This window comes from Streptomyces sp. MS191 (genome assembly GCF_008042125.1).
Lineage (GTDB): Bacteria > Actinomycetota > Actinomycetes > Streptomycetales > Streptomycetaceae > Streptomyces.
The window spans coordinates 92,281-114,705 of sequence record NZ_RDBI01000057.1 but is presented as its reverse complement, the minus strand read 5'-3'; the positions used below and the strand labels follow the sequence as shown (position 1 = coordinate 114,705).

The 22,425-nt window shown below is 71.4% G+C and carries 13 protein-coding genes and 2 pseudogenes; 8 read left to right on the top strand and 7 right to left on the bottom strand.

Going from position 1 to position 22,425, the window contains the following annotated elements; genetic code table 11:
- The first annotated feature begins 75 nt into the window (after positions 1-75).
- Positions 76-1,899 (top strand): AMP-dependent synthetase/ligase, encoded by a 1,824-nt coding sequence (locus EAO71_RS25500; RefSeq protein WP_147980154.1) that lies wholly within the window; start codon positions 76-78, stop codon positions 1,897-1,899.
- A gap of 108 nt (positions 1,900-2,007) precedes the next feature.
- Here the strand turns inward: EAO71_RS25500 and EAO71_RS25495 are convergent, their stop codons facing one another.
- A complete protein-coding gene (locus tag EAO71_RS25495) occupies positions 2,008-3,147 on the bottom strand; it encodes an acyl-CoA dehydrogenase family protein (protein ID WP_147980153.1) in 1,140 nt (379 codons plus the stop codon).
- Between the two features lie 89 nt (positions 3,148-3,236).
- Between EAO71_RS25495 and EAO71_RS25490 the strand changes: the two genes are divergently transcribed.
- A complete protein-coding gene (locus EAO71_RS25490; RefSeq protein ID WP_147980152.1) occupies positions 3,237-3,863 on the top strand; it encodes a TetR/AcrR family transcriptional regulator in 627 nt (208 codons plus the stop codon).
- Positions 3,864-3,919: 56 nt separating this feature from the next.
- Here the strand turns inward: EAO71_RS25490 and EAO71_RS25485 are convergent, their stop codons facing one another.
- From EAO71_RS25485 to EAO71_RS25475, 3 genes are all read right to left on the bottom strand, one after another.
- Complete coding sequence (locus EAO71_RS25485; RefSeq protein ID WP_147980151.1) at positions 3,920-5,425, bottom strand: aldehyde dehydrogenase family protein; 1,506 nt, start codon at positions 5,423-5,425, stop codon at positions 3,920-3,922.
- Positions 5,422-6,360 carry an oxygenase MpaB family protein gene (locus tag EAO71_RS25480; RefSeq protein ID WP_147980150.1) on the bottom strand — a complete coding sequence of 313 codons (939 nt, stop codon included), beginning with the start codon at positions 6,358-6,360 and terminating at the stop codon, positions 5,422-5,424. The genes EAO71_RS25485 and EAO71_RS25480 overlap by 4 nt, the downstream gene beginning before the upstream one ends.
- A gap of 471 nt (positions 6,361-6,831) precedes the next feature.
- On the bottom strand, positions 6,832-7,119 hold the full coding sequence (locus EAO71_RS25475; protein ID WP_261992342.1) for a hypothetical protein: 288 nt from the start codon (positions 7,117-7,119) through the stop codon (positions 6,832-6,834).
- 281 nt (positions 7,120-7,400) lie between these two features.
- On the opposite strand from EAO71_RS25475, the gene EAO71_RS25470 reads away from it, so the two are divergent.
- Positions 7,401-8,372 carry an EcsC family protein gene (locus tag EAO71_RS25470; RefSeq protein WP_261992341.1) on the top strand — a complete coding sequence of 324 codons (972 nt, stop codon included), beginning with the start codon at positions 7,401-7,403 and terminating at the stop codon, positions 8,370-8,372.
- Positions 8,373-8,706: 334 nt separating this feature from the next.
- On the opposite strand, the gene EAO71_RS25465 is transcribed toward EAO71_RS25470, so the two are convergent.
- Positions 8,707-9,153 (bottom strand): DUF6325 family protein, encoded by a 447-nt coding sequence (locus EAO71_RS25465; RefSeq protein ID WP_147980148.1) that lies wholly within the window; start codon positions 9,151-9,153, stop codon positions 8,707-8,709.
- On the bottom strand, positions 9,150-9,356 hold the full coding sequence (locus EAO71_RS25460) for a hypothetical protein (protein WP_147980147.1): 207 nt from the start codon (positions 9,354-9,356) through the stop codon (positions 9,150-9,152). Before EAO71_RS25460 ends, EAO71_RS25465 begins: the two co-directional genes overlap by 4 nt.
- Before the next feature lie 398 nt (positions 9,357-9,754).
- Between EAO71_RS25460 and EAO71_RS25455 the strand changes: the two genes are divergently transcribed.
- The 3 genes from EAO71_RS25455 to EAO71_RS25450 all read left to right on the top strand — a co-directional run bounded on the left by EAO71_RS25455 (position 9,755) and on the right by EAO71_RS25450 (position 12,535).
- On the top strand, positions 9,755-10,084 hold the full coding sequence (locus EAO71_RS25455) for a hypothetical protein (RefSeq protein WP_147980146.1): 330 nt from the start codon (positions 9,755-9,757) through the stop codon (positions 10,082-10,084).
- An 892-nt stretch (positions 10,085-10,976) separates the two neighbouring features.
- Entirely contained in the window at positions 10,977-11,261 is a 285-nt protein-coding gene (locus EAO71_RS39150; protein WP_261992340.1) for a hypothetical protein, read from the top strand.
- Positions 11,258-12,535 carry an FG-GAP-like repeat-containing protein gene (locus EAO71_RS25450; RefSeq protein WP_261992339.1) on the top strand — a complete coding sequence of 426 codons (1,278 nt, stop codon included), beginning with the start codon at positions 11,258-11,260 and terminating at the stop codon, positions 12,533-12,535. The genes EAO71_RS39150 and EAO71_RS25450 overlap by 4 nt, the downstream gene beginning before the upstream one ends.
- A 196-nt stretch (positions 12,536-12,731) precedes the next feature.
- Here the strand turns inward: EAO71_RS25450 and EAO71_RS40320 are convergent.
- Positions 12,732-13,495 (bottom strand): annotated as a pseudogene (locus EAO71_RS40320) (transposase); the annotation flags it as partial.
- A 1,116-nt stretch (positions 13,496-14,611) separates the two neighbouring features.
- On the opposite strand from EAO71_RS40320, the pseudogene EAO71_RS25440 reads away from it, so the two are divergent.
- Positions 14,612-15,234 (top strand): annotated as a pseudogene (locus EAO71_RS25440) (HAD-IA family hydrolase).
- 145 nt (positions 15,235-15,379) lie between these two features.
- Positions 15,380-22,285, top strand: a complete 6,906-nt coding sequence (locus EAO71_RS25435; RefSeq protein ID WP_261992338.1) for a DUF3320 domain-containing protein — start codon at positions 15,380-15,382, stop codon at positions 22,283-22,285.
- Positions 22,286-22,425: the final 140 nt, after the last annotated feature.

The following is a 22,425-nucleotide window of genomic DNA, read 5'->3' as shown; positions in this document are numbered from 1 at the left end:
CCCGGCACACCCGCAGGGGCTCTCCACCGCCCCGGTCTCCCCAGACGTTTCCTTCCCACCCGCAAGGAGGCCCCGATGACATCAGCACCCCCGACCACCGGCGACCTGCCCGACCAGCCGACCCTGCCGCAGCTGCTGGCCCGCAACGCACGCGAGTACCCCCGGCTGCCCGGCCTGTCCTGGCAGGCTGCGGACGGCGACGGCGACTGGACGACGCTCAGCTGGGCGGAGATCCACGCGCACACCCGGAGCCTCGCCGCCGGCTACCGGGCCCTCGGCATCGGCCGTGGCGACCACGTCCTGCTGATGATGGCCAACCGGCCCGAACACTGGCTGTCCGACCTGGCGCTGGTCCGCCTCGGCGCGATCCCGGTCAGTGTCTACGGCACGGCGGCCCCCGAGCAGATCACCCACATCGCCCGCAACTGCCGGGCCCGCCTCGCCGTCGTGGAGGGGGCGGCGCAGGTCGCGGTGTGGGAGCCGTTGCTGGCCGACGCCGGTACCCCGCTGGAACGTCTGGTGGTGGCCGAGGCGGGCGCGGAGGACGGCCACTTCCCGTACGCCGCACTCCTCCGCGAACCGGTGCCGGAGGAGTTCGACAAGGAGGTGGACGCCGCCCGCCCGGAGGATCCGCTGACCGTCGTCTACACCTCCGGCACCACCGGCGAGCCCAAGGGCGTCGTCCTCACCCACCGCGAGGTGATGGCCAACGCCCTGGCGCTGGATGCCGTGGTGGAGCTGCCCCCGCACGTCGAGCACATCTGCTACCTGCCCCTCGCCCACATCGCCGAGCGGATGCTGGGCATCTACCTGCCCTGCCACCGGGCCTCGCACGTCCGTCTCTGCGCCGAGCCGACGCGCGTCGGCGAGGTGGTGCGCAAGGTGCGCCCCGCGCAGTTCTTCGGCGTGCCGAGGATCTGGGAGAAGCTGTCCGCCGCCGTGCGGGCCGTCCTCTCGCTGATGCCGGCCGAGCAGCGGGAGGTCATCGACCGGGCGTTCGAGGTCGCCCGTGAGCACGTCGGCTACCGAGAGCGGGGCGAGACGCCGCCCGCCGAACTCGAGGAGCGCTACGTACGCGTCCGCACGGACGTGCTGCTGCCCATGCTGGCCGCGGGCGGTCTGGACCGGGTGACCTGGTCGGCGAGTGCGTCGGCGCCGATGTCGGCCGACGTGGTGAGGTTCTGGGCCGGCTTCGGCATCGTCATCATGGACGCCTGGGGGCTGACGGAGACCACCGGTGTGGCCACCAGCAACAGCCCGAAGACCGGCTTCCGACTGGGCTCGGTCGGACGCCCGGTGGAGTCCGTGGAGATCCGCATCGCCGAGGACGGCGAGATCCTGGTCCGCGGCTCGTCCGTCTTCTCCGGCTACCTCCAGTCGGACGGCTCGGTGCGGTCGGCCCTGGACGCCGACGGCTGGCTGGCCACCGGCGACATCGGCCGTACGGACGAGGACGGCTACCTCTGGCTCACCGACCGGAAGAAGGAGCTGATCATCACCTCCACCGGCAAGAACGTCTCTCCGGCGCTGGTGGAGAACGCGCTCAAGGAACACCCGCTGATCGGGCAGGCGATGGTGCACGGCGACAACTGCTCCTACCTGGTCGCCCTGCTGGTGCTCGACGCGGAGGCCGCCCCCGCCTGGGCCGCGGCCAACGGCGTCACGGCGGAGAGGGGACTGGCCGGGCTGGCGGAACACCCGCTCGTCCGGGCGGAGGTGGACCGTGCCGTGGCCGCCGCCAACACCCGGCTCAACCGCACCGAACAGGTCAAGCGGTACGAGCTGCTGGCCGAGGAGTGGGGCCCCGCGACCGGCGAGCTGACGCCCTCGCTGAAGATGCGGCGCCGGGTCATCCGGGACAAGTACGCCGACGAGCTGTCCGGGCTGTACCGGGACTGACCCGGGCCGCGATCCACCTGGCCCCTCCGTACGGCCCGCGCCTCCCGCGTACGCGAACGGCCGCCCACCCCCCTCCGGGGTCGGGCGGCCGTTCGCGTTCCGGACGACTCAGAGACCGTAGGTCTTGCCGATGACGTCCCGCTGGATCTCGCTGGTCCCGCCGTAGACCGTGGAGACGACCGCGGCCCTCAGGTGGCGCTCCATGTCGAACTCCGTGGTGTAGCCGTAACCGCCCATCATCTGCATGCCCTCCAGGGCGGCCCGCTTCGCGATCTCGGTGGCCTTCAGCTTGGCCATGGACGCCTCGCGCGGGAACAGCCTGTCCGGCTGCGCGTCGCAGTCCAGCGCCACCTCGCGCACCAGGAGCCGGGTGCACTCGATCTCGGTGGCGAGATCGGCGATCCGGTGCCGGAGCGCCTGGAAGGAGCCGACGGGCCGCCCGAACTGCTCGCGTCCGCGGACGTAGGCGACGGTGTCGTCGAAGGCGCGGCGCGCCAGGCCCAGCATGTTCGCGGCCAGGAAGAGCCGCTCGTGGTTCAGGCCGGCCATCAACTGACGCCAGCCGTTGTCGACCTGGCCCACGACGGCGTCCGCGGGCAGCCGCACACCCGTGAGGAAGACGTCGTTGACCTCCCTGCCGCCCATGGTCTCGATGCCCCGCACCTCCACCCCCCGAGCGCCGGCCGGCAGATGGAACATGGTCAGACCACCGTGCTTGTCCTCCCCGGTGCGAGCCACCAGCAGAATGCTCTTCGCGAGGTGCGCGCTGGAGATCCAGGTCTTCTGACCGTCGATCACCCACGCACCGTCCGGCTCCTGCCGGGCGCGGCAGCGCAGTGCGCCGACGTCCGACCCGGCCCCCGGCTCCGACATGGCGATGGACAGCACGTCACCGCGGACGGCGCCGGACAGCACCTCCTGCCGCTGCCGCTCGGTGCCGAACCGCTCGTACGCCTTCGCGGCGATGACGGTGGTGATGAACCCCCCGGCCGGGACCATTCCGTACGAGGTCTCCTCCAGGAACAGGCAGGCGTCGGCCAGCCCGCCGCCGGAGCCTCCGTACTCCTCGGGCAGGCACACCCCGAGCCAGCCCAGGTCGGCGAGCCTGCCGTACAGCCGGGGGTTGTGGGCCTCGCGGCCGCCCGCGGTCAGCGCGTCGCGCTGCTCCCGGGTGCCGCACTCCCGCTTGGCGAAATCGCGGACGGCCGCGACGAGATCGGCCTGTTCTTCGGTGAGGCGACTGCCCATCAGATCCTCCGAGGTTCGTGTCGCGATACGGAGATATGATATGCGTCTCATCATGTCTTGGGGAGATGGCCGCCGGTATCGTGAGCGCCATGAGAACCGACTCGAACGACTCGGCCGTCGCCCGGGCCATCGCCCAGGCGGAGGCGGAGGACCCCACGGCGCGGAGGATCCTCGACGCCGCGCTGGAGCAGTTCACCCTGCTCGGCCTGCGCCGCTCGTCCGTGGACGACGTCGCCAAGCGCGCCGGGGTCTCCCGCGTCACCGTCTTCCGGCGCTTCCAGACCAAGGACAAGCTGGTCGAGGCCACTCTGCTGCGCGAGCTCAGCCGGTTCTTCCAGCGGCTGGACGCGGCGGTGGCGGTGCTGCCGACCATGGAGGAGCGGGTCGTCGAGGGCTTCGTGGTCGCCCTCCGCCACACCCGCGCCCATGCGCTCTACGGGGGCCTCCTGCGCCTCGAACCCGAGGTGGTGCTGCCCTACCTGACCGTGCAGGGCGGCTCCTCGCTCTCCGCCACCGTCGAGTACCTGACATTCCATCTGCGCCGCGCCCAGCAGGTCGAGGGCCGTCCCGACGAGGACCCGCGTCCGGTCGCCGAGCTGATGGTGCGGGTCGCCGTGTCCTTCCTGCTCAACCCCGCGAGCTGCATCGAGATGGACGACGAGGACCAGGCCCGGGCCTTCGCCCGCCGATACCTGGCCCCGCTGCTGGACGCCTGACCGGCCGGACCGTCCGAGCGGACGGTCGGCGGCCGGCAGTCCCGCCGCCCTGCCCTTCAGCGGCGCCGGTGCAGCGCCCGGGCCAGCCGCACCGCGCGCTCCCGCGTGGTGGCCGGCACCTCGAAGGAGGTCAGCGCGATCGGCGGAGTGAACCGCTGCACCGTCGTCGACTGCACGGAGGTGAAGGCACGGAGCCCCTCCTCGCCGTGGATCCGCCCGAAGCCGGAGTCCCGCGAGCCGCCGAACGGCAGTGCCGGCACCGCCGCGAAGCCCAGCACGGAGTTCACCGACACCGCCCCCGCGCGCAGCCGCGCCGCGATCTCCGCACCGGCGCGCCCGCTGCGGCAGAACACCGCGGCCCCCAGGGCGTAACGCGAGGCGTTGGCCCGCTCCACCGCCTCGTCCACGTCGGCCACCGGGTTGATCGCGACCACCGGCCCGAAGGTCTCCTCCGCCATCGCCGCCGCGTCCTCCGGAACCCCGGTCAGCACGACCGGCGCGACGTACGGAGCACGAACCGACTCGGGCCCGCCCAGCAGGGCCCGCGCACCCGCCGAGACCGCACCGGTCACATGCCGCTCGACGATCGCGACCTGACCCGGCAGCGTCATCGGCCCGTAGGAGGCGTCGGCCTCGGCACCCGGGCGCAGCGCCCGGGCCCGCTCGACCACCCGTTCACACAGCGCCGCATGGATCTCGCGCACCGCGTAGACGCGCTCCACCCCGGCGCAGGTCTGCCCCGCGTTGCTCAGCGCGCCCCACACGATCGCGTCGGCGGCCGCTTCCAGGTCCGCGTCCGCGGTGACGATCACCGCGTCCTTCCCGCCGCACTCGGCGAGGAACGGCGTCAGCGTCYCGGCGCACACCGCCATCACCTTGCGAGCCGTCCCCGGTGAACCGGTGAACGCCAGCTTGTCGATCCCGGAACGGGCCAGGGCGTCCCCCGTGGACGCCGCGCCGGTGACGGTGGCGAGCAGCCCGGCGTGCCCGGGCACGGCGGCGTCGAAGAGCTCGGCCAGCAGGACCCCGGTGCCGGGGGTCAGTTCGGACGGTTTGAAGACCACGGCGTTCCCCGCGGCCAGGGCGTAGCCGATGGAGCCCATCGGGGTGTACAGGGGGTAGTTCCAGGGGCCGATCACGCCGATCACGCCCAGCGGCCGGTGCACCAGCGAGGCCCGCTGATGGACGGTGAACAGTCCGGTGCCCACCTTCCGCCGGCGCAGCACGCGCCCGGCGTTGCGGGAGGCCCAGCCCAGGTGCTCCAGCGTCAGTACGACCTCCAGCGCGGCGTCGCCGGCGAGCTTGCCGGTCTCCTCGGCGATGGTGCGGGCCAGCACGTCCAGGTCGGTGGCGAGGGCCTTCTTCCAGCGCAGCAGGAGGTCACGGCGCCGGGACGCGGGCAGAGCCGCCCAGCCGGCCTGGGCGGTCCGGGCCGCGGCCAGCGCGCGGGAGACCTCCTCCGGCCCGTTCACCGGGTGTTCGGCGATGGCCTTGCCGGTCGCGGGGGAGTACGTGGTGAAGGTCGCCGCTTCTGCCGCCGCGGCCGGGGTGGTGTCGGTCATCGGGTCTCCTGCCGGGAAGTCCGGGGGGCGGTCGACCGCGCCGGGACGGAGGGCGCTTCCGGCGCCTCGTCCTGGGGCGGGGCCGGCGGACGGGAGTGCGCCCAGTGCGGACCCAGGTCGTCCAGGGTCCAGCCGAACGGGTAGGTGCGCGCCTTGGGCCGGCGCGGGAACCGCTCGGGGCGCGCGGGCAGCAGACGGATCAGCGCGGCCCGGGCGCGGAGCACACGGTGGACGGCGGTCCGCAGCCGGCGCGGCTCAGGGCGGAAGCCGAGCGCCGTCAGCAGCGGTTCGTCCAGGACGGCGAGCGGGACCCGGGACGCCAGCCGCCGCACCGGGGCCGGGTACCAGGAGGCCATGATCCGCAGGGTGGCCGCGGCGACCCTGCGGTTGGCGGGGTCGTAGGCGAACATCTCCCGCTCGTAGTCGTCGTGGAGTCGTTCGAACGCGGCGTAGGTTCCGGGCACACCCGAGATGCCCATCATCTCGCCCATCCGCCAGCCCACCAGCGCCAGGCTCTCGGTCTCCTGCTCGCACAGGCGCCGCCAGCCGAACCGGTCGATCCAGCGCTTCGGCCCGACCACCGTGGTGGCCAGGACGTAGAGGAAGTCCTCGTTGGGGATCCGGTAACGGCCGTGAATGCGGTTCAGGTGGCGGGCGGCGGCCAGGCCGTGCTCCGAGTCCATCCCCTCGCGGACCATCTCGTACGTGATCAGCACCGTGTCGTCGTAGCGCTTCTGACCGGCACGTTCGAACTCCTGCGTGCGGTCCAGGAGTCGGGATATGCGCGGGACGCCGTAGTCGCGCAGGAACGCGATCGACGTCCCGTGGAGATAGTCGCTGGGGAACTCGTAGTGGATGATCCACCGGTAGATCTGCTCGAAGTCCTGCTGCGGATCCATCTGCTGGATGCGGCGCAGCCGGCTGTAGCGGCCCATGGGTGATCCCTCCTGTCGAATCGCGGCCACCGGCTCGCGGTGCGGCGGTGGTCATGTCGGAGAAGTGGACGGACTCCGCGTCGACGAGCACCTGGCCGGCCTCCCCGTGGTCGCCGGGCGGCTTCSGAAGCCGCCCGGCGGCGGGGCGGCCGCCGGGCGATGCCGGCGCCCGGACGGATCCGCGGAGTGCTGACGTTCACGTGGGGACGGCGAGGGTCGGTCGGCCGGGTGACGCACCCTCGATGAGTCGAAGATACTGAAACTATTGAACCGTCTCATGAAGCGTCAATACTCCGGACGCGACGGGGACGCGGAGACGCCCGTGTGCCGTCCTGCAATCGCTCGCGCAGGTCTCTCGGGGCGGGAGTGGCGGCGTCGTGCGGTGTGCAGCGGCGGAGCCGGCGAGCGGCCGGGTGGCGGGGCTCGCTCCACCATGTCCATCGTTGGCGCGGTAGGACAGCGGGGTCCTGTTCACGATCGAGTTCGTCGGCAGGCTCTGACTGTTGCCTTGCTGTCGCGCGGGGCGTTCTCGGTGGCGACGAGAGGAACGAGCTGCGTCCCGTACGGAAGGTCGTCGTGCCGGACGATGCACTGCCGCTCCACGAAGTCGCCCACCCAGGCGAAGGCCTCGGCCGGTTCGGGAGCCAGACGGACGAAGTCGGCCAGTGGGAGGTCCAGCAGGTCGCGCCGCTTGCAGGACACCGCGGCCCCGACACCTGCCTGCTTACGTTCCCAGGTGCGTACCAGGGCTACCCCCACGCCTGAGTGATGGTTGCGGTGCGAACTGCCCAGCCGGCGCTGCCTCCTGGTCCGAGTGGAGCACTCCTGGCGAATGTGGCCTTTTGGCTGCGCGACGTGCTCGAGCTCCTAGATCATGCGCATGAGTGTGTGGCGGTGCGGTCGGCTGTGGACATCGCCCCCGCTCCGCGGCGTCACCACGCATCGTTCCGGTACGCATCGCGGACCCCCGGCGATCTCAGTCGATACGGAGAACCTCAGTGAGCACTTACGCCGCTCCACTCGTCGAAGCTGCGACCCCGATGAGCGAGTACGAGGGGCAGGTATGGGACGTGCTCAATGAGCACTGGCAGGGCCGCAACAACCGCCGTGGTCTGCCGAACTGGGCGAGTGCCGCCCTCGGTCGGACAGGTGAGTTCACGGGAAACGCCGTGAGACGGGTCACGGACGCGGTACCGGAGACGGTCACCGAACCCATCCGTCGCGCAGGCGAGGCGGTCGCCGACAAGGCCGTGCGACCGGCGCTCGCCGGCGCGGCGGCGTTGCTCGAGCTGGTCAACGACTCGGCCCTGGAGCTCAACGATCCGAAGAACGTCGAGAAGCTCGCCCGCAAGCGAGGCCTCGACATCGACAGTTTCACCGAACTGCGGCAGCAGGACCTCAAGGTCTGTGACCGGCTGCTGACCCGCAACACCCTCAAATGGCGGGCCACCGGCGCGGTCGAAGGCGGCGCTATGGGTGTGTTGGCGATGGTCCCCGTCGCCGGTATCCCCGTCGCGATGACAGCGGACATCCTCGTCGTCCAGGTCCTCAGCACGTCGATAGCGGCACGTATCGCGTACTCCTACGGCTACGATGCCAAAGACCCGAGGGAGCAGGACTTCATCCAACGCCTGGTCCAGCGGTCCTTCATGGCACAGGCGGCCAAGGCGAAACCCTTGCGTGATGCCGCACGGGCGGCTGACGCGGTCAAGGGACGCGTGAACTGGTCACAGAAACTCCGCCAGGACCACCGCCTCCTGACCTCCCTCGAGAAGTTGATGCAGCAGCTGGGCCCAGCCGGCTCCAGGGTGCCGGTCAAGAACGTCGCCAAGGTCGTGCCGTTCGTGGGCGTCCTCATCGGTGCCGGCATGAATTCCGCGGTCCTCGGCAGGGTGGCCGCCGACGCCCAGCGTTACTGCCAGACCCGTTTCCTGTGCGACAAGTACGGGCTGCCGCTGCCGGCCGCACTGGCGACCGACCGGGACGACGACCCCCAGACCGACGCCACGTAGGGGCGGCCGCGGGGGTCACGATGCAACCGTCGCCGAGCCCCGTGCGGGCGAGCGCCGACCGCTCCATGCGGCACGGCGAGGCGCGGGCAGGAATGATGCTTCAGGACGCGCTGACCGCCCGGGTCCACTTCGTGTGACCCGGATCGGCCGGTGAGGCTCGGATCAGCGCCGGTCCCGGCGGTCCTCCCGGCGGTCTTCACGGTCGTCCCGGCGGTCACTGCGGCGACCGACCCCGTGGGCGACGACAGCCGCCGTGCCGGCGACGGCCGCCGTGCGGGCGACAGGGGCGCCGATGACCCCACGTCGCCCTCTGCGCATCGGTCCGATAGGCATCTCATTCCCCTTCTTCGTCGGCCTCGATAGAGGCCAGGATCGCCTGGATCGGAATGCGTCCGTTGGCGATGAGCTGGCCTCCCGAGCGGCGTGCGGCGGAGGCGAAGGGTCCCGCCCACACGTTCTCCCAGACCAGCACGCCGGCTGTCGTGCCGGGCTCCATGGCGGCGGCGAGGTTGACGACGTCCTCTTCGGCGAGCAGGCCGGCCAGCTGCGCCTCCGCGGCGCGCAGTTCGCCGACGCTTTCCGGGGCATCGACCTCCATGACGTCGATCTCGCCGTCCGCCCCCTTCGTCAGGATGATCAGGTCCAGGACCCGGATCGTCCCCGAGGTGACCAGTTTGTCGAGCTCCTCGGCCATCTCGCCGGTGAAGTGCGAGGTGGCCGGCGGGAACTCGACCACGACGTAGTCGACCGGTCCCAGTTCGTCGGTGTCAGGTGATGTCATGTCAGCGTTCCCGTTCTCTCGATGAGCACCCGTTCGAGATGGAGGGCCTCTTCGGCGGCGGACGGGGCGGACGCCTCGAGCTCGGACGTGACTGTCTCTTCGGCCGGTCCGGCGCAGAGCGCCCACATGATGAAGATGTCCACGGCGATGGGCACGGTGGCCCCGAAGAGGTGGAAGGGCGGCCGGAAGAAGTCGGCGATCATGGCCGGCCCCGCGAGCGGGGCACGATCGGCCCTCGCTCGTCGGATCGGGTCCCTGGGCAGGCTTCCCCCTGTGTCAGCCTCGCACGGCGGCTGTGGGCCCGCATCCTGGCTGGATTTTCGGCCTGGAGGCGGCAGACGCCGTATGCGGGGTGGTGTGGTGGGGCGGCGCCATCCCCGACGGCGGCCGGGAGCCGACCTCCTTCCAGGGGCGATCCGTGCGCTGATGGTCATGAAGGGGAGGTAGGAAACGATGCGAGCTTGACCGCATGAGGCTTCCGATACGCACCCAGGCCCTCGGCAGGGCTGACCGGGGCGCGAGATCCGGGGCTGACGCAGCCACCATCCGGTGCCACGATGGACGGAAGGGCTTCGTTGCCGGGCGCTTCCGGGAGGCGATCATGGGCCGCGAGTACCACTTTCACTGCGAGCACGCCGGCTGCTCGGTCACGGTGGGCCTGCACATGGGCGGGACGCGGGAGCTTGAGCTCCTCGTGGACGGGAAGCAGGTCGCTGCCGCCCGCGCCCACGGCCACCACGCCCAGACGACGGTGATGACCACGACCCTGCCCACCGACCCGCCCCGCGGCATCGAGGTCGAGGTGACGCTCCCGGGCGTTCTCGGCGGCGACCCGGCAAGCACTCTGCTCGCGGGTGGCGAACGCACACCCATGCCCGCCCGGGACGTGCCCCGCCGGGCGCGGCCGGCGGAGGCCGACTGGTACTCGTGAGACGTTGCTCCAGCCCGGTCGAACAGGATGAAGACGTCGTTCAGGACGCGCTCGGGGTCCTTGCGGCCTCTCCGTGGCGGCCCGGGTAGTCGGCGGCGTCGCCAGCGCTATGGTCGTCTCCCGAGCTCGAGCGCCGCTTCGAAATCGGTCTGCGCGCCGTTTCTTTGGCGTTGCCTGTGGCTGCTGAACTTGGTGTCCCGTCTCGCGAGACGTTCTCGTCGTCTCAGGCGACCTTGGTGGATTGGCCGCTGGTCTCAAGTGACCTTGTCGCTGCCATGTTGAGGTACGCCGTCGGGCTCACGTGATGTCGGCGGCGTGGCCCAGCAGCGACTCCGGATCCCAGCCGACCCGCGCGGTGCGGCCCCTCGAACGTGGCAAGGAGCTCGTACAGCCGGTGTCCCAGCTCGGTGAACTCGGCTGCGGAGAGGGGCAATCCGGGGAGGCTGGCATCGAGGCCGACGCCCCAGCCGACGGCTACCGGGAGGTTGGGGGGTCGGACGTGAGGGAGAGTCCGCAGTGAAGGGTTCCAGGGTCCGCCCGTCGACGTAGGCGGGCTGAGCCGGTATCAGTGACCCGGCGGGCCCGTACCCAGCTCCTCGGGTGTGCCCGTTCTCCTGCTTCACCGATCTTGAATGATCTAATGATCGACGGCCCCGTAGGCATCGGTCGTCGTCTTTGTCATGACTGTGGCGAAATGAACGATCCGGTCGGGCGAGGCTCGCTCCCCATGCACCCCCGCCGAGGGGTGCATTTTTCTCGTTCGACGGCAAGGGATGTGAAGAGCTGAATGAGGAGACCTTCCATAGCAGCGGGCTCGGCGGTGCTGTGCTTCGCTCTGCTCGGCCTGTTCACGGGCTCCGCCGGTGCGACCGCCGCGCCCAGGCAACCGGCAGTGACGGCCACGGCATTCGACGGCATGGCGGATGCGTCGACCAGTGTGGCGGCCGTGGCGGGCGCCGACGTCCGCCACGACTACAACGGTGACGGCCGCAGCGATATGGCCGCCTGGTACGACTACGGGGACGGGCACGACGCGGTACGCACCTTCTTCGCGGGCTCGAACGGCGCTTTCGGCGCTCCCGGAACGGGCTGCTCGCCCGCCCGGACGGTGGTTTCGGCGGGCACTTCTTCTCCTTCCAGCGGGCCCCTGAGGATGGCTGGTACGTCAACCGCATGAAGTTCGCCACCGGTGACTTCAACGGGGACGGACGTGACGACCTCGCGGCGCTGTACGGGTACCGGGACGGCAGAGTGAAGCTGATGTACTGGGCCGGGCGGACCGATGGCGGGTTCGCCGAGCCCGTGCACGGCTGGGAGTCCGAGGACTGGACGTTCCGTCAGGCGAGTCTGCACGCGGGTGACTTCGACGGGGACGGCCGTGACGAAGTGGCTGCCTGGTACGACTACGGAGACGGTCACGACGCGGTGATCGGCTTCAGTCTCGGCACGGACGGAAAGTTCGGCGGCCGGCGGGAGATGCTGAACCTCCCGGCGGGCTCGTACGAACGTCCGCAAATGAAGATCGTCACCGGTGACTACAACGGGGACGGCCGCGACGACCTGGCCACTCTCTACGGCTACGGGGACGGACGGGTGAAGACGATCACCTTCACCGCCAAGTCCGACGGCGACCTCAACAGTGCCCTGCACAGCTGGGAGTCCCTGCCCGGCAACTGGACCTTCGGACAGGTCCACATGATGGAGGGGTACACCAGCCCCACCGCGCTGCCCTACTGTCCCGAGGTGTTCGGGCACGGCGGGTGGCCCACGGAGGCGGGAGGCTGGGAAGAGGACCAGATCCGTGCGGCGAACCACCCCACGGGCCTTGCCCAGGAGAAGAGCTGGGGCGCGGCCGGGGTGGAGGCCGATCTGCGGCTGACCAAGAACGGCACCAAGGCCGTGATGTGGCACAACAGAACCACCTACGGGCTGACCGGATCGTCCGCTTCCATCTCGGATCTGACGTGGGCGAGCGGGGAGAACCCGCTCGATGGACGCACCATTAGGTGGGGCCCTTACGCGGGCGAGACCGTGTACACGTTCCGTGAGTGGCTCGACAGCGCCAAGGAGCACGGCATGGCCGTGTTGGTGGAGGTGAAGGGGGAAACGAAGGAGTCGCTCCTCAGCAGCGACTCGTCGATCCGGGACAACGCCTGGAACGAGGTGCTCGCACCGATCAAGGAGCGCATCGCGTCCCAGGAGATCATGATCTACACGAGTGACACGGATCTGATTCCGGTGCTCCAGAGCCGGGTCAGCGCCGAGGGCCTCTCCGCGGCCCTCACCGGCCATCCCGCGTGGGGGGTCGACGCCGTCGAGTGGGAGGAGCCGCCCCCGCCGGCCTCCGGCAACTACTCCTCCTGGCAGAAGGCACTGGACGCCGACGTGACCCGTGTGGCCACCTCGTGGACGAAGGGCTTCACCGACTGGATGGACGGACGCTGCGTCTGACGTTCGCACCGGGCCGCGGGGGAGGCGAGGAAGTTCGCCTCCCCCGCGGCCCGGTGCTTTCCGCATGCCGCTCTACGGCCGGATCAACGGGAAGCGCAGGTAGGGGTTGTCCCGTAAATGATCTACGAGCTGCCTCAGGCGTCGTTGTGAATGATCGGCTGCGGGGGGCGACCTGAGCAAGGCGCGTTGCCGCAGGTCAGGTAGCAGCCGTCCCGGCCACCGAGGGCGGTGTGGGGAAGGCCGCAAGCTCGTCGAACCGTTCGCCGTGCTGGAGACCGTGGTAGAGCTGGCCGATCATGCGGTTGAAGAGGTTGCGTTGAGCGGCGGCGTGCCAGTCTGCATGGGTGTCGCGGCGGCGCCGGTGGTGGGCCTCGGCGCCGGGCGACGTGGTGATCGCGGAGAACGCCCAGAGGTATCCGGCGTGGTTGAGGCGGTCGTTCTTCACTCAGCGTCGGGTGATGCCGGACTTCTTGCCGGATGCCCGGATGCCCGGGTGATGGGCGAGGCGCCGGCGTAGGCCTTCAGACCGCGGGCGTTGGAGAACCGTTGTCGGTCGTCTCCGATTTCGGCGAGCACCCGGGCGCCCAGCTGGGTGCCGAGGCCAGGGAAGCAGAGAATGATCTCAGCGTCCGGGTGCTGAGGGAATGCCTCTTCGACAGCCTCGGCGAGGTTGTCGGTGGTGGAGCAGGCGGCCTCCAGCTGAAACAGGAGAGCAAGCATCTGCTTGCCGAGCGCGACCTCGACCAGCTCCGGCTGGTGGGCCCAGTCGGCCGGGAAGACCTCGCGAAGCCGCTCAGCGTCGGCTGCGATGCCCCGCTGACGACCGGCCCGCTTGAGCGCGGCCTGCAACCGTGTGCGGGTAGGCCGGGTCGCCTTGGCCGGCGTCGGGGCCGGCTTGAGGATCTCGTCGGCCTCCGGCCGGCAGAGACCGTTCTTCCAGGATTCGACGGCCGCGAGAGCGGTGCAAAGTGGTCTCCCGCTTGTCTGATGGCCCATCGGGCAAGTCGGCATTCGGTCAGCATGAGTCGCCGGGCATTCCCGGAGGATTGCCTGAACAGGTGTCGGTGATGGCGCGAAGCCCAGGTGGGGCCCTTATCGCCTGACCCGAGCGATGTTCCTCACAATCCTCGACCGACGCATCCCGGTGTACAGTCGAGGCCGCCCTTGACCTGCAGAAAGCAGGCAGGGAGCCGTCTTCGAGGAGTCCATAGTACTGCGCACCATGTTCAAGTCCTACATCTGACATCTGGGCGTTTCCGCAGGTCAGCGGCGTGGCGGTGGGGCTCTGGTCAGCAAACGGTCAGCATCAGCCCCTTGGGTCGCTCACGGAGGCACAGCAGCCGGGCGGTCGCGCATACTGCTGGCGCAGGGGCTTGTCGGCGCGCCGTTACGGCCTCTGCCGCGGGCAGCCCGACGTCCTCGGGGCCGCGCCCGGTTACCTGTCAGCGACAGAGGGTGCAGTTCGCGCCTGCTGCGCAGGAGGTGGCCCGACTGGATCCTTACAGCCGGGGGCGCTCACCCATCTCGGCCACCGACGTCGTCACGTGCGTGATCTCCGCAATCCACCGGATGGCGAGTGTCGACAATGCGGAGGCAACTTCCCCTCGTTCGTTCAGGGGAAACACGCGCGAAAGCACGTCGCAGTCCGATCTCAAGGTTCCTAGCGTCGGCAGCAGTGTTTCGCTGGGCGAGAGTAATCGAATGTGGCCGACCCGCCGGAGGCGTAGGTGTGCGACCGTCGGGTGTAGTGCGCCGACCTCCGGGCCGGGCGAAGCGGCGTACGGATGTTCTGCGCGAGTAAGAGGAATTCAATGCCAATCGCCGCAGGGGGATTCCTCCGGTGCTGTGGGCGTTCCTCGCACCGGACCCGGACCGCTACTACCGATGGCGGACGCAGCTCGATTGCGCGTGCATCACCGAGCTCTTGACTCCGGACAACTGCACCCGTCGACGAAGGGCAGTGGCGCGCTCTTGGGGAAGGCGAAGCGTTGCCGCCGGGACAGGCGTAGTGCCAGCACGATGATTGGGGTCATGCCGCTACCGCGACGTCATTGAAATGGGTCTGGAGCCCCGTCGATGCCGGCTAGTACCACCACCGCACCCGTTGTCCTGACCGCCAGTGCCCTGCTCCTGGACGGCACGATCGTCAACTCCGACGCCGTGGTCGAGCGCTGCTGGCGCGGCTGGGCCGTCTCCCACGGGCTGGACCCGCAGCAGGCCCTCAAGGTGGTCTACGGCCGCCTGAGCCACGCCACCATGGTTGTCCTCCTCCTGGACCGCCCGATGGAGGTCAACCACGTGGAGATGCTCGCCCGTGAGACTGCCCACACCGACGGAGTGGTCCCGGTCGCGGGAGCCCCCGCGTTCCTGGCGGCGCTCGACGGTCTGCCGCACGCCCTCGTCACCTCCGCCGACACGGCCCGGGGCCACGGCCGCGTCCGTCGGCGCCAGCAAGCCCGACCCCGAAGGCTTCCTCAAGGGCGCGGCCGCGCTGGGCATGGACTCCGCCGACTGCATCCTCTTCGAGGACTCCGCCGCCGGGATCGCCGCCGGCCGGGGCGGCGGCCATGCGGGTCATCGGCATCGGCCCCCGCGCCGCCGCCCACGCCCCTGCGGCCCACGTCCCAGACCTGACCGGCCTCACCGTCGCGGCCGCCGCCGACGGCTCGATCCTGGTCACGCTCCACCCCCGGGACTGACACCCCGCCACGGGCACGGCCCCGGCGCGCGGGCCCGGTGTCCACTCCTCAGACTCCCCGTCCGAACCTTGAATATTGGTCTATATTTCGCATCCGAGGGGGGTGACTTCGTCGACCCCGGAGAAAACGAGAAGCAAGGACCAGTGTGACGACTGCGGGCTCCTTCGGTGGCGGTGGAGAGCTGGAACAGCTCAAGGCGAAGCTGGCTCAGTACCGGACTTCGCTGGTGGATCTGAGCGGTCGCAACCGGCTGCTCAACTTCCGGCACACCAGGGCCTCCACGTTGGAGATTCTCCACCCGGCGGCGGAAGAGTTGGTCGCAGGGCTGGAGAAGGGTTGGGAGTTCGCTCCGCTTCCCGATGAAGAGCCAGATGACGACTGCGACTTCCCGGAAGAAGCCGACGGGATCCTCACCCAGCGGAAGACCACCCCCGCCCTGCAGCGGGCGCTGCTCCAACTGCGGCGCAAGTCCACTCAGCTGTTCAATGACTACGGTCTGTGGACCCTGCAGCTCGGCGTCGGAATGCTCAACTGGCGGGAGGACGGGGCTCTGTCGGGCAGCGACGCCCCGCTCGTCCTGGTGCCGGTGAACCTCGAGCGCACCGAGGACGGCAGGGTCAAGCTGACGGCCAACACTGACGAGGACCCCCGGCTCAACCCGGCCCTGAAGGTGAAGCTGGAGCAGTTCCACATCGACTGGTCGACCGTGGCCGCCCAGGATCCCATGGACATCCGCGCCGTGTTCCGTGCGGCCGCCGCCTCGATCGCGGGCAAGTCCGGCTGGACGCTCAAGGAGCGGGTGGTCGTCGCGCTCTTCGCCTCCCACAAGGAGGCCATGTACCAGGACCTGTTGGAGAACGAGGGCCACCTGCTGGCCAGCGACCTGGTGCGTGCCGTCGCCCTCGGGCGCAAGGCTGGCCTGGCGTCCGACCGGTTCGACTTCGAGGAGGTCGAGCTCGACCGGATCGACGAGCTCAGCCCGCCCGAGGACAGCCCGCTCGTGCTCGACGCCGACGCCTCTCAGCGCCAGGCGGTCGCCGCGGCCGTGGCCGGCCGTTCCTTCGTACTCGACGGGCCGCCCGGAACCGGCAAGAGCCAGACGATCACCAACATGATCGCCGGCCTGATGCACTCCGGCCGCAGCGTCCTGTTCGTGAGCGAGAAGGCCGCGGCCCTCGACGTCGTCCTGGACCGGCTGCGCTCCGTCGGCCTGGATTCGTACGCCCTGCCCCTGCACAGCCACAACACGAGCCGGCGGGCCGTCGCCCAGGAGCTTGGCCGGGCCCTCGTCGAGGAGCCGCGCGCCCCGCAGCTCAGCGAGCAGGTGGTGGCGCGGGCCCGGGACTCCCGCGAGGCGCTCAGCCGGTACGCGAGCGCGATGAACGAGGTGCGCGAGCCGTTCGGGCAGACCCTGCACGATGTCATCGGCCGCGTCGGACACCTGCACGGCGCCCCGGTCGCCTTCCTTCCGACGCGGTCGGAGGACTCGGAAGGAGCCGGGCCGAAGAACGGGGGCAAGGACGGGCCGAAGAACGGGGGCAAGGACGGGGCGAAGGACGGAGGCAAGGGCGGGAAGAAGAAGGGGAAGAAGAACGGCGAGAAAGCCGCGTTCCAGCCCGAGGCCCTCAGCAGCCAGGACCTCCAGGACATCGTCGGCGCGACCAAGACGATCTCCAGGGCCTGGGACGCCGTCGCCGACCCCACCTTCCCCTGGCGGCAGTTGCGCGCCGGCCTGCCGCATCCGCGAGCGGCGCTGGATCAGGCCATGGCCGCACGCGACGGGCTGGCCGCGGCCATCGCCCCCTACCCGGACCTCGTCCCCGCCGGTGAAGCCGTCGATGACGAGGCGGGCGTCTACCGGCTGGCCGCCCTGCTCAAGCTGATCGATTCCCGCAGGCCCGTGCCCGAGGAGTGGCTGACGAGCGAGCAGTTCGCCGATGAGGTCGAAGGGCCCGTCGAGGTGTTCGCCTCGCAGCTGCGGCGGCTGAACCGGGCCCGGATCGCTGCCCGTAGTGCCGGCGGACCCCGCTGGGAAGAGCTGTCGCAGCGCTGGACCGCGGAGACCGGTGAGGCCGAGCGCGCGCTCGCCGCGCTCACCCCTCCCGGGCTCGACCCCGCCGCCCTGACCGAGGAGCGGGCGGCGAAGCTGGCGCAGGAGTTCCAGAGCACGGCCGAGGATCTGGAGCGGACGCACGGCGCCCTCGCCGGGATCGCCCGGGCGGCCGGCCTCGACCTCGCGGCCGGCGCCGAGGCCGCCGGCTCGGTGTGCGAGATCGTCACGCTCGCCGCCGGAGCGTACCGTCCGCTGGCCGAGTGGCTCGGCCCCGACGGCCCGGAGGAGGCGGCGGAGGCGGCCGTGAGGGTCGTGGCGGACGCACTGCACGAGTTCCTCGAACGGCGCGAGCGCGCGCTCGCCGCCCGTGCCCAGGCGGCGGCCGACGCGGGACCGGGCTGGGCCGACCTCGGCCCGGAGCTGAGCGCGGCGGCTCCCGCCCCTGAGGCGGGCCTGGCCGCGCTCGACCCGGCCGGCCTGGRCATTACCCAGCTGACCGGGCCGCAGATCGCCACGCTCGCCGACTGGTTCGCTCCCCTCGTACGGAACCTGGAGTCCGCTGAGCGCTCTGCCCGCGCCCTTGCCGCCCAGCTGGGCTGCACGGACCCGGAGACCACGGCGGACGCCGAGGCACTGGCCGCTCTCGTCGAGCTGAGCCAGGCCGCGGACCGTGCCCCGGCCACCTGGTTCGATCCGCAGGTGCTGGCACGCGTACGGGCGGCCGTCGCGGAGATCGACTCGGCCGCGCGCGTGCTGGCGCAGGCCGAGCAGGCCGGCAGCGACGCGTTCCTGCCCGAGACGCTCGAGACTCCGGGCCTCCCCGAAGCGGTCCGACGGCTCCAGGAGGGCCCGGCGGGCCTCGGAGGCGCGCTTAACGGCGAGATACGCGCAGGCCGGAAACTGATCGGCCGGCTCACCCCCGCGGGGTCCTGGAAGAAGGACCTGGGCGGCAAGCTGGACCTTGCCCTCGACTGGTACACCGCCCACCACCGGCTGCTCGCGCTCGCGGGCGCCCACGCGGAACTTCTCGGCCACCGTGCCGGCCCCGGCGGCCTCCCCGACGTCCCCCGGCTCCGGGGCGCCCTCGAACACGCCGAGCAGGTGCACCGGCTCGCCCCGGCGGCCACGGCCGACGCGCACCGCCGCGGCCTGCTGGCCGATCAGCTGGCCGACGGCCGTATGCCGAAGCCCGAACTGCTCGAGGCGGGCGCCGGGTTGCGCACGGACCTGGCGGCGTGGCGCCGCGGCCTGGACCACCCTCACCTGCCCCGTCACGCGGTGGACCTCGCCACGCGCCGGCTCACGTTCCGGCCGCTCGATGCCGCCGCCCGCTGGCTGCACGTGCACCTGGAACCGGCCCGGCAGGCCTGCGCGCTGCTGGACGGCGTCGCGTCCGTGACCCGTCGCGGTACGGAGGAGGACGCCCGGTCCACCCTCGCCGACGCCCGTACGGCCATCGCCTCCGGGCTGGCCGCCCGGCGCGAGACCGCGGAGTTCACGGCACGGGAGGCCGCGGACCGGTGCCTGCTCGGACCCTGGTACCAGGGCCTCGACACCGACCCGGCCGCCTTCGCCGAGGACACGCCCGGCGGCGCGACCGGGTTCGAGGCCACCGGCCGGCTGCTGCGCCTGGCCCTGGACCTGACCCGGCAGCGGCCGGCCCCGTACGCGGCGGGGCAGGACATCGCGTTCCTGGGCCGGTACGCCGCCGACGGTCACCCCGACAGCCACGCCCTGACGGGCGCGGCGACGGCCGCCCGCACCATCGCCCGGCTCGCGCCGGGGACCCTCGCCGACCCGCTACGGCGGGCCCGCCTCGCCGAGGTCGTCGCCGACGGCCGCCCCGTACCGCACGAGCTGCTGCGGCATGCCGAGCGGACCCGTGCCGAGTTGGCCGACTGGGTACGGCACGCACGGCTCCCGCACCTCGCGGCGGCCGGGCCCGAGCTCCTCGCCGCCCCGCTGGACGCCGCGGCGCACTGGTTCCGTGCGCACGTCGAGCCCTTCGAGGACGCCGCCGAACTGCTGCACGCGGTCTCCCGTCTGGCCGACCAGGACACCGAGCCGACGGTGGCCGAAGCGCGCGAAGCGGTGGGGGCGATCCGCGCGGCGGACGCGGCCAAAGACCGCTTCGAGCAGGACGCGGCCGGCCACCGCGCGCTGCTGGGCGAGCTCTACCGGGGTGCCGACACCGACCGGAGCGAGGTCCTCGACGCCCTCGACTGGGCGCAGCGTGTCCGCAGGACCGCCCACGGCTCCCGCTCCGCGCCACTGCCCGCAGCGGCCGCGCGGATGATGCGTACGGCCGCCCCCGACCCGGCGGTCGCCGCCCGCCACGCCGACTGGATCCGCCAGCGCGAGGCGCTCGCCGCCTACTTCGAACCGCGCCGGGAGAAGCCGCTGCTGGCCGAGCTGGCGGCTTCGCTGGCCGAGGCCAGCATCCTGCTGACCCGGCTCGACAGGGACCCGTACGGCCCGGCCGCCTGGACGGACCGCGCCGCGGCGCTGACCCTGCTGGCCGGGCACGGACTGGACGGCCTGCCCGCGCAGCTCGCCGGACGCGGGGTCTCGGCCGAGGATTTCCCCGACGCGGTGGCGCGGGCCGTGCTCACCGGCTGGGTCGAGCACCAGCTCGCCACCGACCTCCGGCTGAACCCGATCCGGGCGATCGAGCGCGACCAGCTGGTGGAGCGGTTCAGGGAGGCCGACGAGGCCCTGGTCGAGAGCGCGAACGCCGAGGTCATCGCCGCCTGCAACGCCCGCCGGCCGCGCCGCACCTCGCTGGGGGCGGCCAGCCTGATCCGTAACGAGGCGCAGAAGCAGCGCAAGCACATGCCGGTTCGCGTTCTCCTGCGGGAGGCCCAGGACGTCGTCCGGCGGATCAAGCCTTGCTTCATGATGAGCCCCCTGACGGTCAGCCAGTACCTGCCGCCGGACTTCCGCTTCGACGTGGTCATCTTCGACGAGGCGTCCCAGGTGCTGCCGGAGGACGCCGTGAACTCGGTGTACCGCGGCGACCAGCTGATTGTGGCCGGTGACCAGAAGCAGCTGCCGCCCACGTCGTTCTTCAGCGCGACGGGTGACGGCGATGACGACGACGAATGGCACGAGAACGGCGGCGACGGGTTCGAGTCGGTACTCGACGCCTGCAAGGCCAGCGGCCTGCTGCGCGGTCTGCCGCTGCGCTGGCACTACCGGAGCCGGCACGAGAACCTCATCGCCTTCAGCAACCACGAGTTCTACCAGGGCGGGATGGTGACCTTTCCGGGAGCCTTGGAGGAGGGCCCCGACGTAGGAGTGGAGTTCTTCAAGGCGGACGGGGTCTACGACCGCGGCGGCCGCAGCAACAACGTGGGCGAGGCCGAGGTCGTGGCGGCACGGGTCATCCACCACTTCGAGACCCGGCCCGACCAGTCGCTCGGCGTGGTGGCGCTGTCGAAGTCCCAGGCCGATGCGATCGAGACGGCGGTGCAGCAGGCCCGCTCCGCACGCCCCGACCTCGACCCCTTTTTCACCGAGGGGCGTCTGCACGGGTTCTTCGTCAAGAACCTAGAGTCTGTGCAGGGTGACGAGCGCGATGTGATCATCCTGTCGGTCGGCTACGGCCGGGACCACCAGGGCAAGCTGACCACCTCCTTCGGCCCCATCAACAAGGACGGCGGCTGGCGACGGCTCAACGTGGCCGTGACCCGGGCCCGGCAGCGGATGGAGGTGGTCGCCTCCTTCCACGGCGGCGAGCTCCCGGAGAGCCAGAACAAGAGCGTCCGGGACCTCAAGCGCTACCTGGAGTACGCGGCGCAGGGCCCGCAGATCCTGCAGACCGCGGCCGCGGACCCCGACGCCGAGCCGGAGAGCCCTTTCGAGGACGAGGTCCTCGGCGTGCTCCGCGGCTGGGGCTATTCCGTGCAACCGCAGGTGGGCGTCGCGGGGTTCCGTATCGACATGGCCGTACGGCACCCCGACGCGCCGGGCTCGTACGCCCTGGGCATCGAGTGCGACGGCGTGATGTACCACTCCTCGCGAGCCGCCCGGGACCGCGACCGGCTGCGCGAGGGCGTCCTGCGGGACCTGGGCTGGGAGCTGCACCGCATCTGGGGCACCGACTGGTACCGCAACAGGCGCGATGCGATCGAGCGGCTGCGGGTCGCCGTGGAGGCGGCGTGCGCCGCGGACCCGCACGCGCGTAAGCGGCCGACGCGGGAGGCGGCCCCGGTCGCGCAAGCACCCACACCCGAGGTGGCCATCCCCGCACCCACACCCACACCCGCACCTGCGCTGACGCCCGCGCCCACGGGGGCCGGCACCGTCGCGACCGGTCCGTGCGAGGAGCCCCTGCGGCCCGCCCCGGCGGCGCGGCCGGCTCCCGCACCGGTCGAGTTCGCGCCGGTGGTGAGCGGTCCGCCGGAGTGGAGCCGCCCCTACCAGGTGGCCGACCACGCGGAGCTGATCGACGCCCGTTTCCGCGGTGCGCGGCGGCTGGGCCGCGATGACATCCCGCTCCAGGACCCCGACGCGATGAAGATCGTGGCGGACGTCGCCCTGCGCGTCATCACGGCCGAGGGGCCGATCGAGGAAGAGTTGGTCTTCACGCGCGTCCGCCAGGCGTGGAACGTGGCCAGTTCCGGAACCGTCGTCAAGGACCGGATCCGCAGGGCGCTCACGCACCTGGTCAGGCAGCGCAAGGCGGTGGCCGTCGGAACGGCATACGACCTGCCGGGCCACCAGGTCGAGTTCGCCCGCAAGCCCATCCCGCGGTGCGACCGCAAGGTGGCACTGGTGCCGCCGGTCGAACGCCGGCTGGTCATCTGCCACGTGGTGGCCGAGGGGCCGGGGGCCGGCCGCGAGGAGCTGCTGCGCGAGGTGGCCCGCTTCTTCGGCTGGACCCGGCTGGGCTCGGAGATCAGAACCACGTTGACCGGCGACATCGACGAACTGGTCGCCCGGTGTGCCGTGGTGGAGACCTCCCGCGGGCTGACCCGCGGGAAGGACCACGCATAGCCCCGATGCCGCCGACCCGGGGGTCGGGCCCGTCCGCGGTCCGGCCGCTCCGGGCCGGGGGCTCCTATGCCCCCGACGACGCCGCGACGGCCCGTTCCGCGGCCCGCCGCCGGCAGGTCCGCGACATCATCGAATTGGGA

Coding starts and splice junctions, on each gene's coding strand:
- EAO71_RS25460 (WP_147980147.1), bottom strand. CDS start 9,356: ATGATCGCCGACTTCTTCCGGCCGCCCTTCCACCTCTTCGGGGCCACC.
- EAO71_RS25480 (WP_147980150.1), bottom strand. CDS start 6,360: ATGGGCCGCTACAGCCGGCTGCGCCGCATCCAGCAGATGGATCCGCAG.
- EAO71_RS25490 (WP_147980152.1), top strand. CDS start 3,237: ATGAGAACCGACTCGAACGACTCGGCCGTCGCCCGGGCCATCGCCCAG.
- EAO71_RS25495 (WP_147980153.1), bottom strand. CDS start 3,147: ATGGGCAGTCGCCTCACCGAAGAACAGGCCGATCTCGTCGCGGCCGTC.
- EAO71_RS25465 (WP_147980148.1), bottom strand. CDS start 9,153: ATGACATCACCTGACACCGACGAACTGGGACCGGTCGACTACGTCGTG.
- EAO71_RS25500 (WP_147980154.1), top strand. CDS start 76: ATGACATCAGCACCCCCGACCACCGGCGACCTGCCCGACCAGCCGACC.
- EAO71_RS25455 (WP_147980146.1), top strand. CDS start 9,755: ATGGGCCGCGAGTACCACTTTCACTGCGAGCACGCCGGCTGCTCGGTC.
- EAO71_RS25450 (WP_261992339.1), top strand. CDS start 11,258: ATGAAGTTCGCCACCGGTGACTTCAACGGGGACGGACGTGACGACCTC.
- EAO71_RS25470 (WP_261992341.1), top strand. CDS start 7,401: ATGAGCGAGTACGAGGGGCAGGTATGGGACGTGCTCAATGAGCACTGG.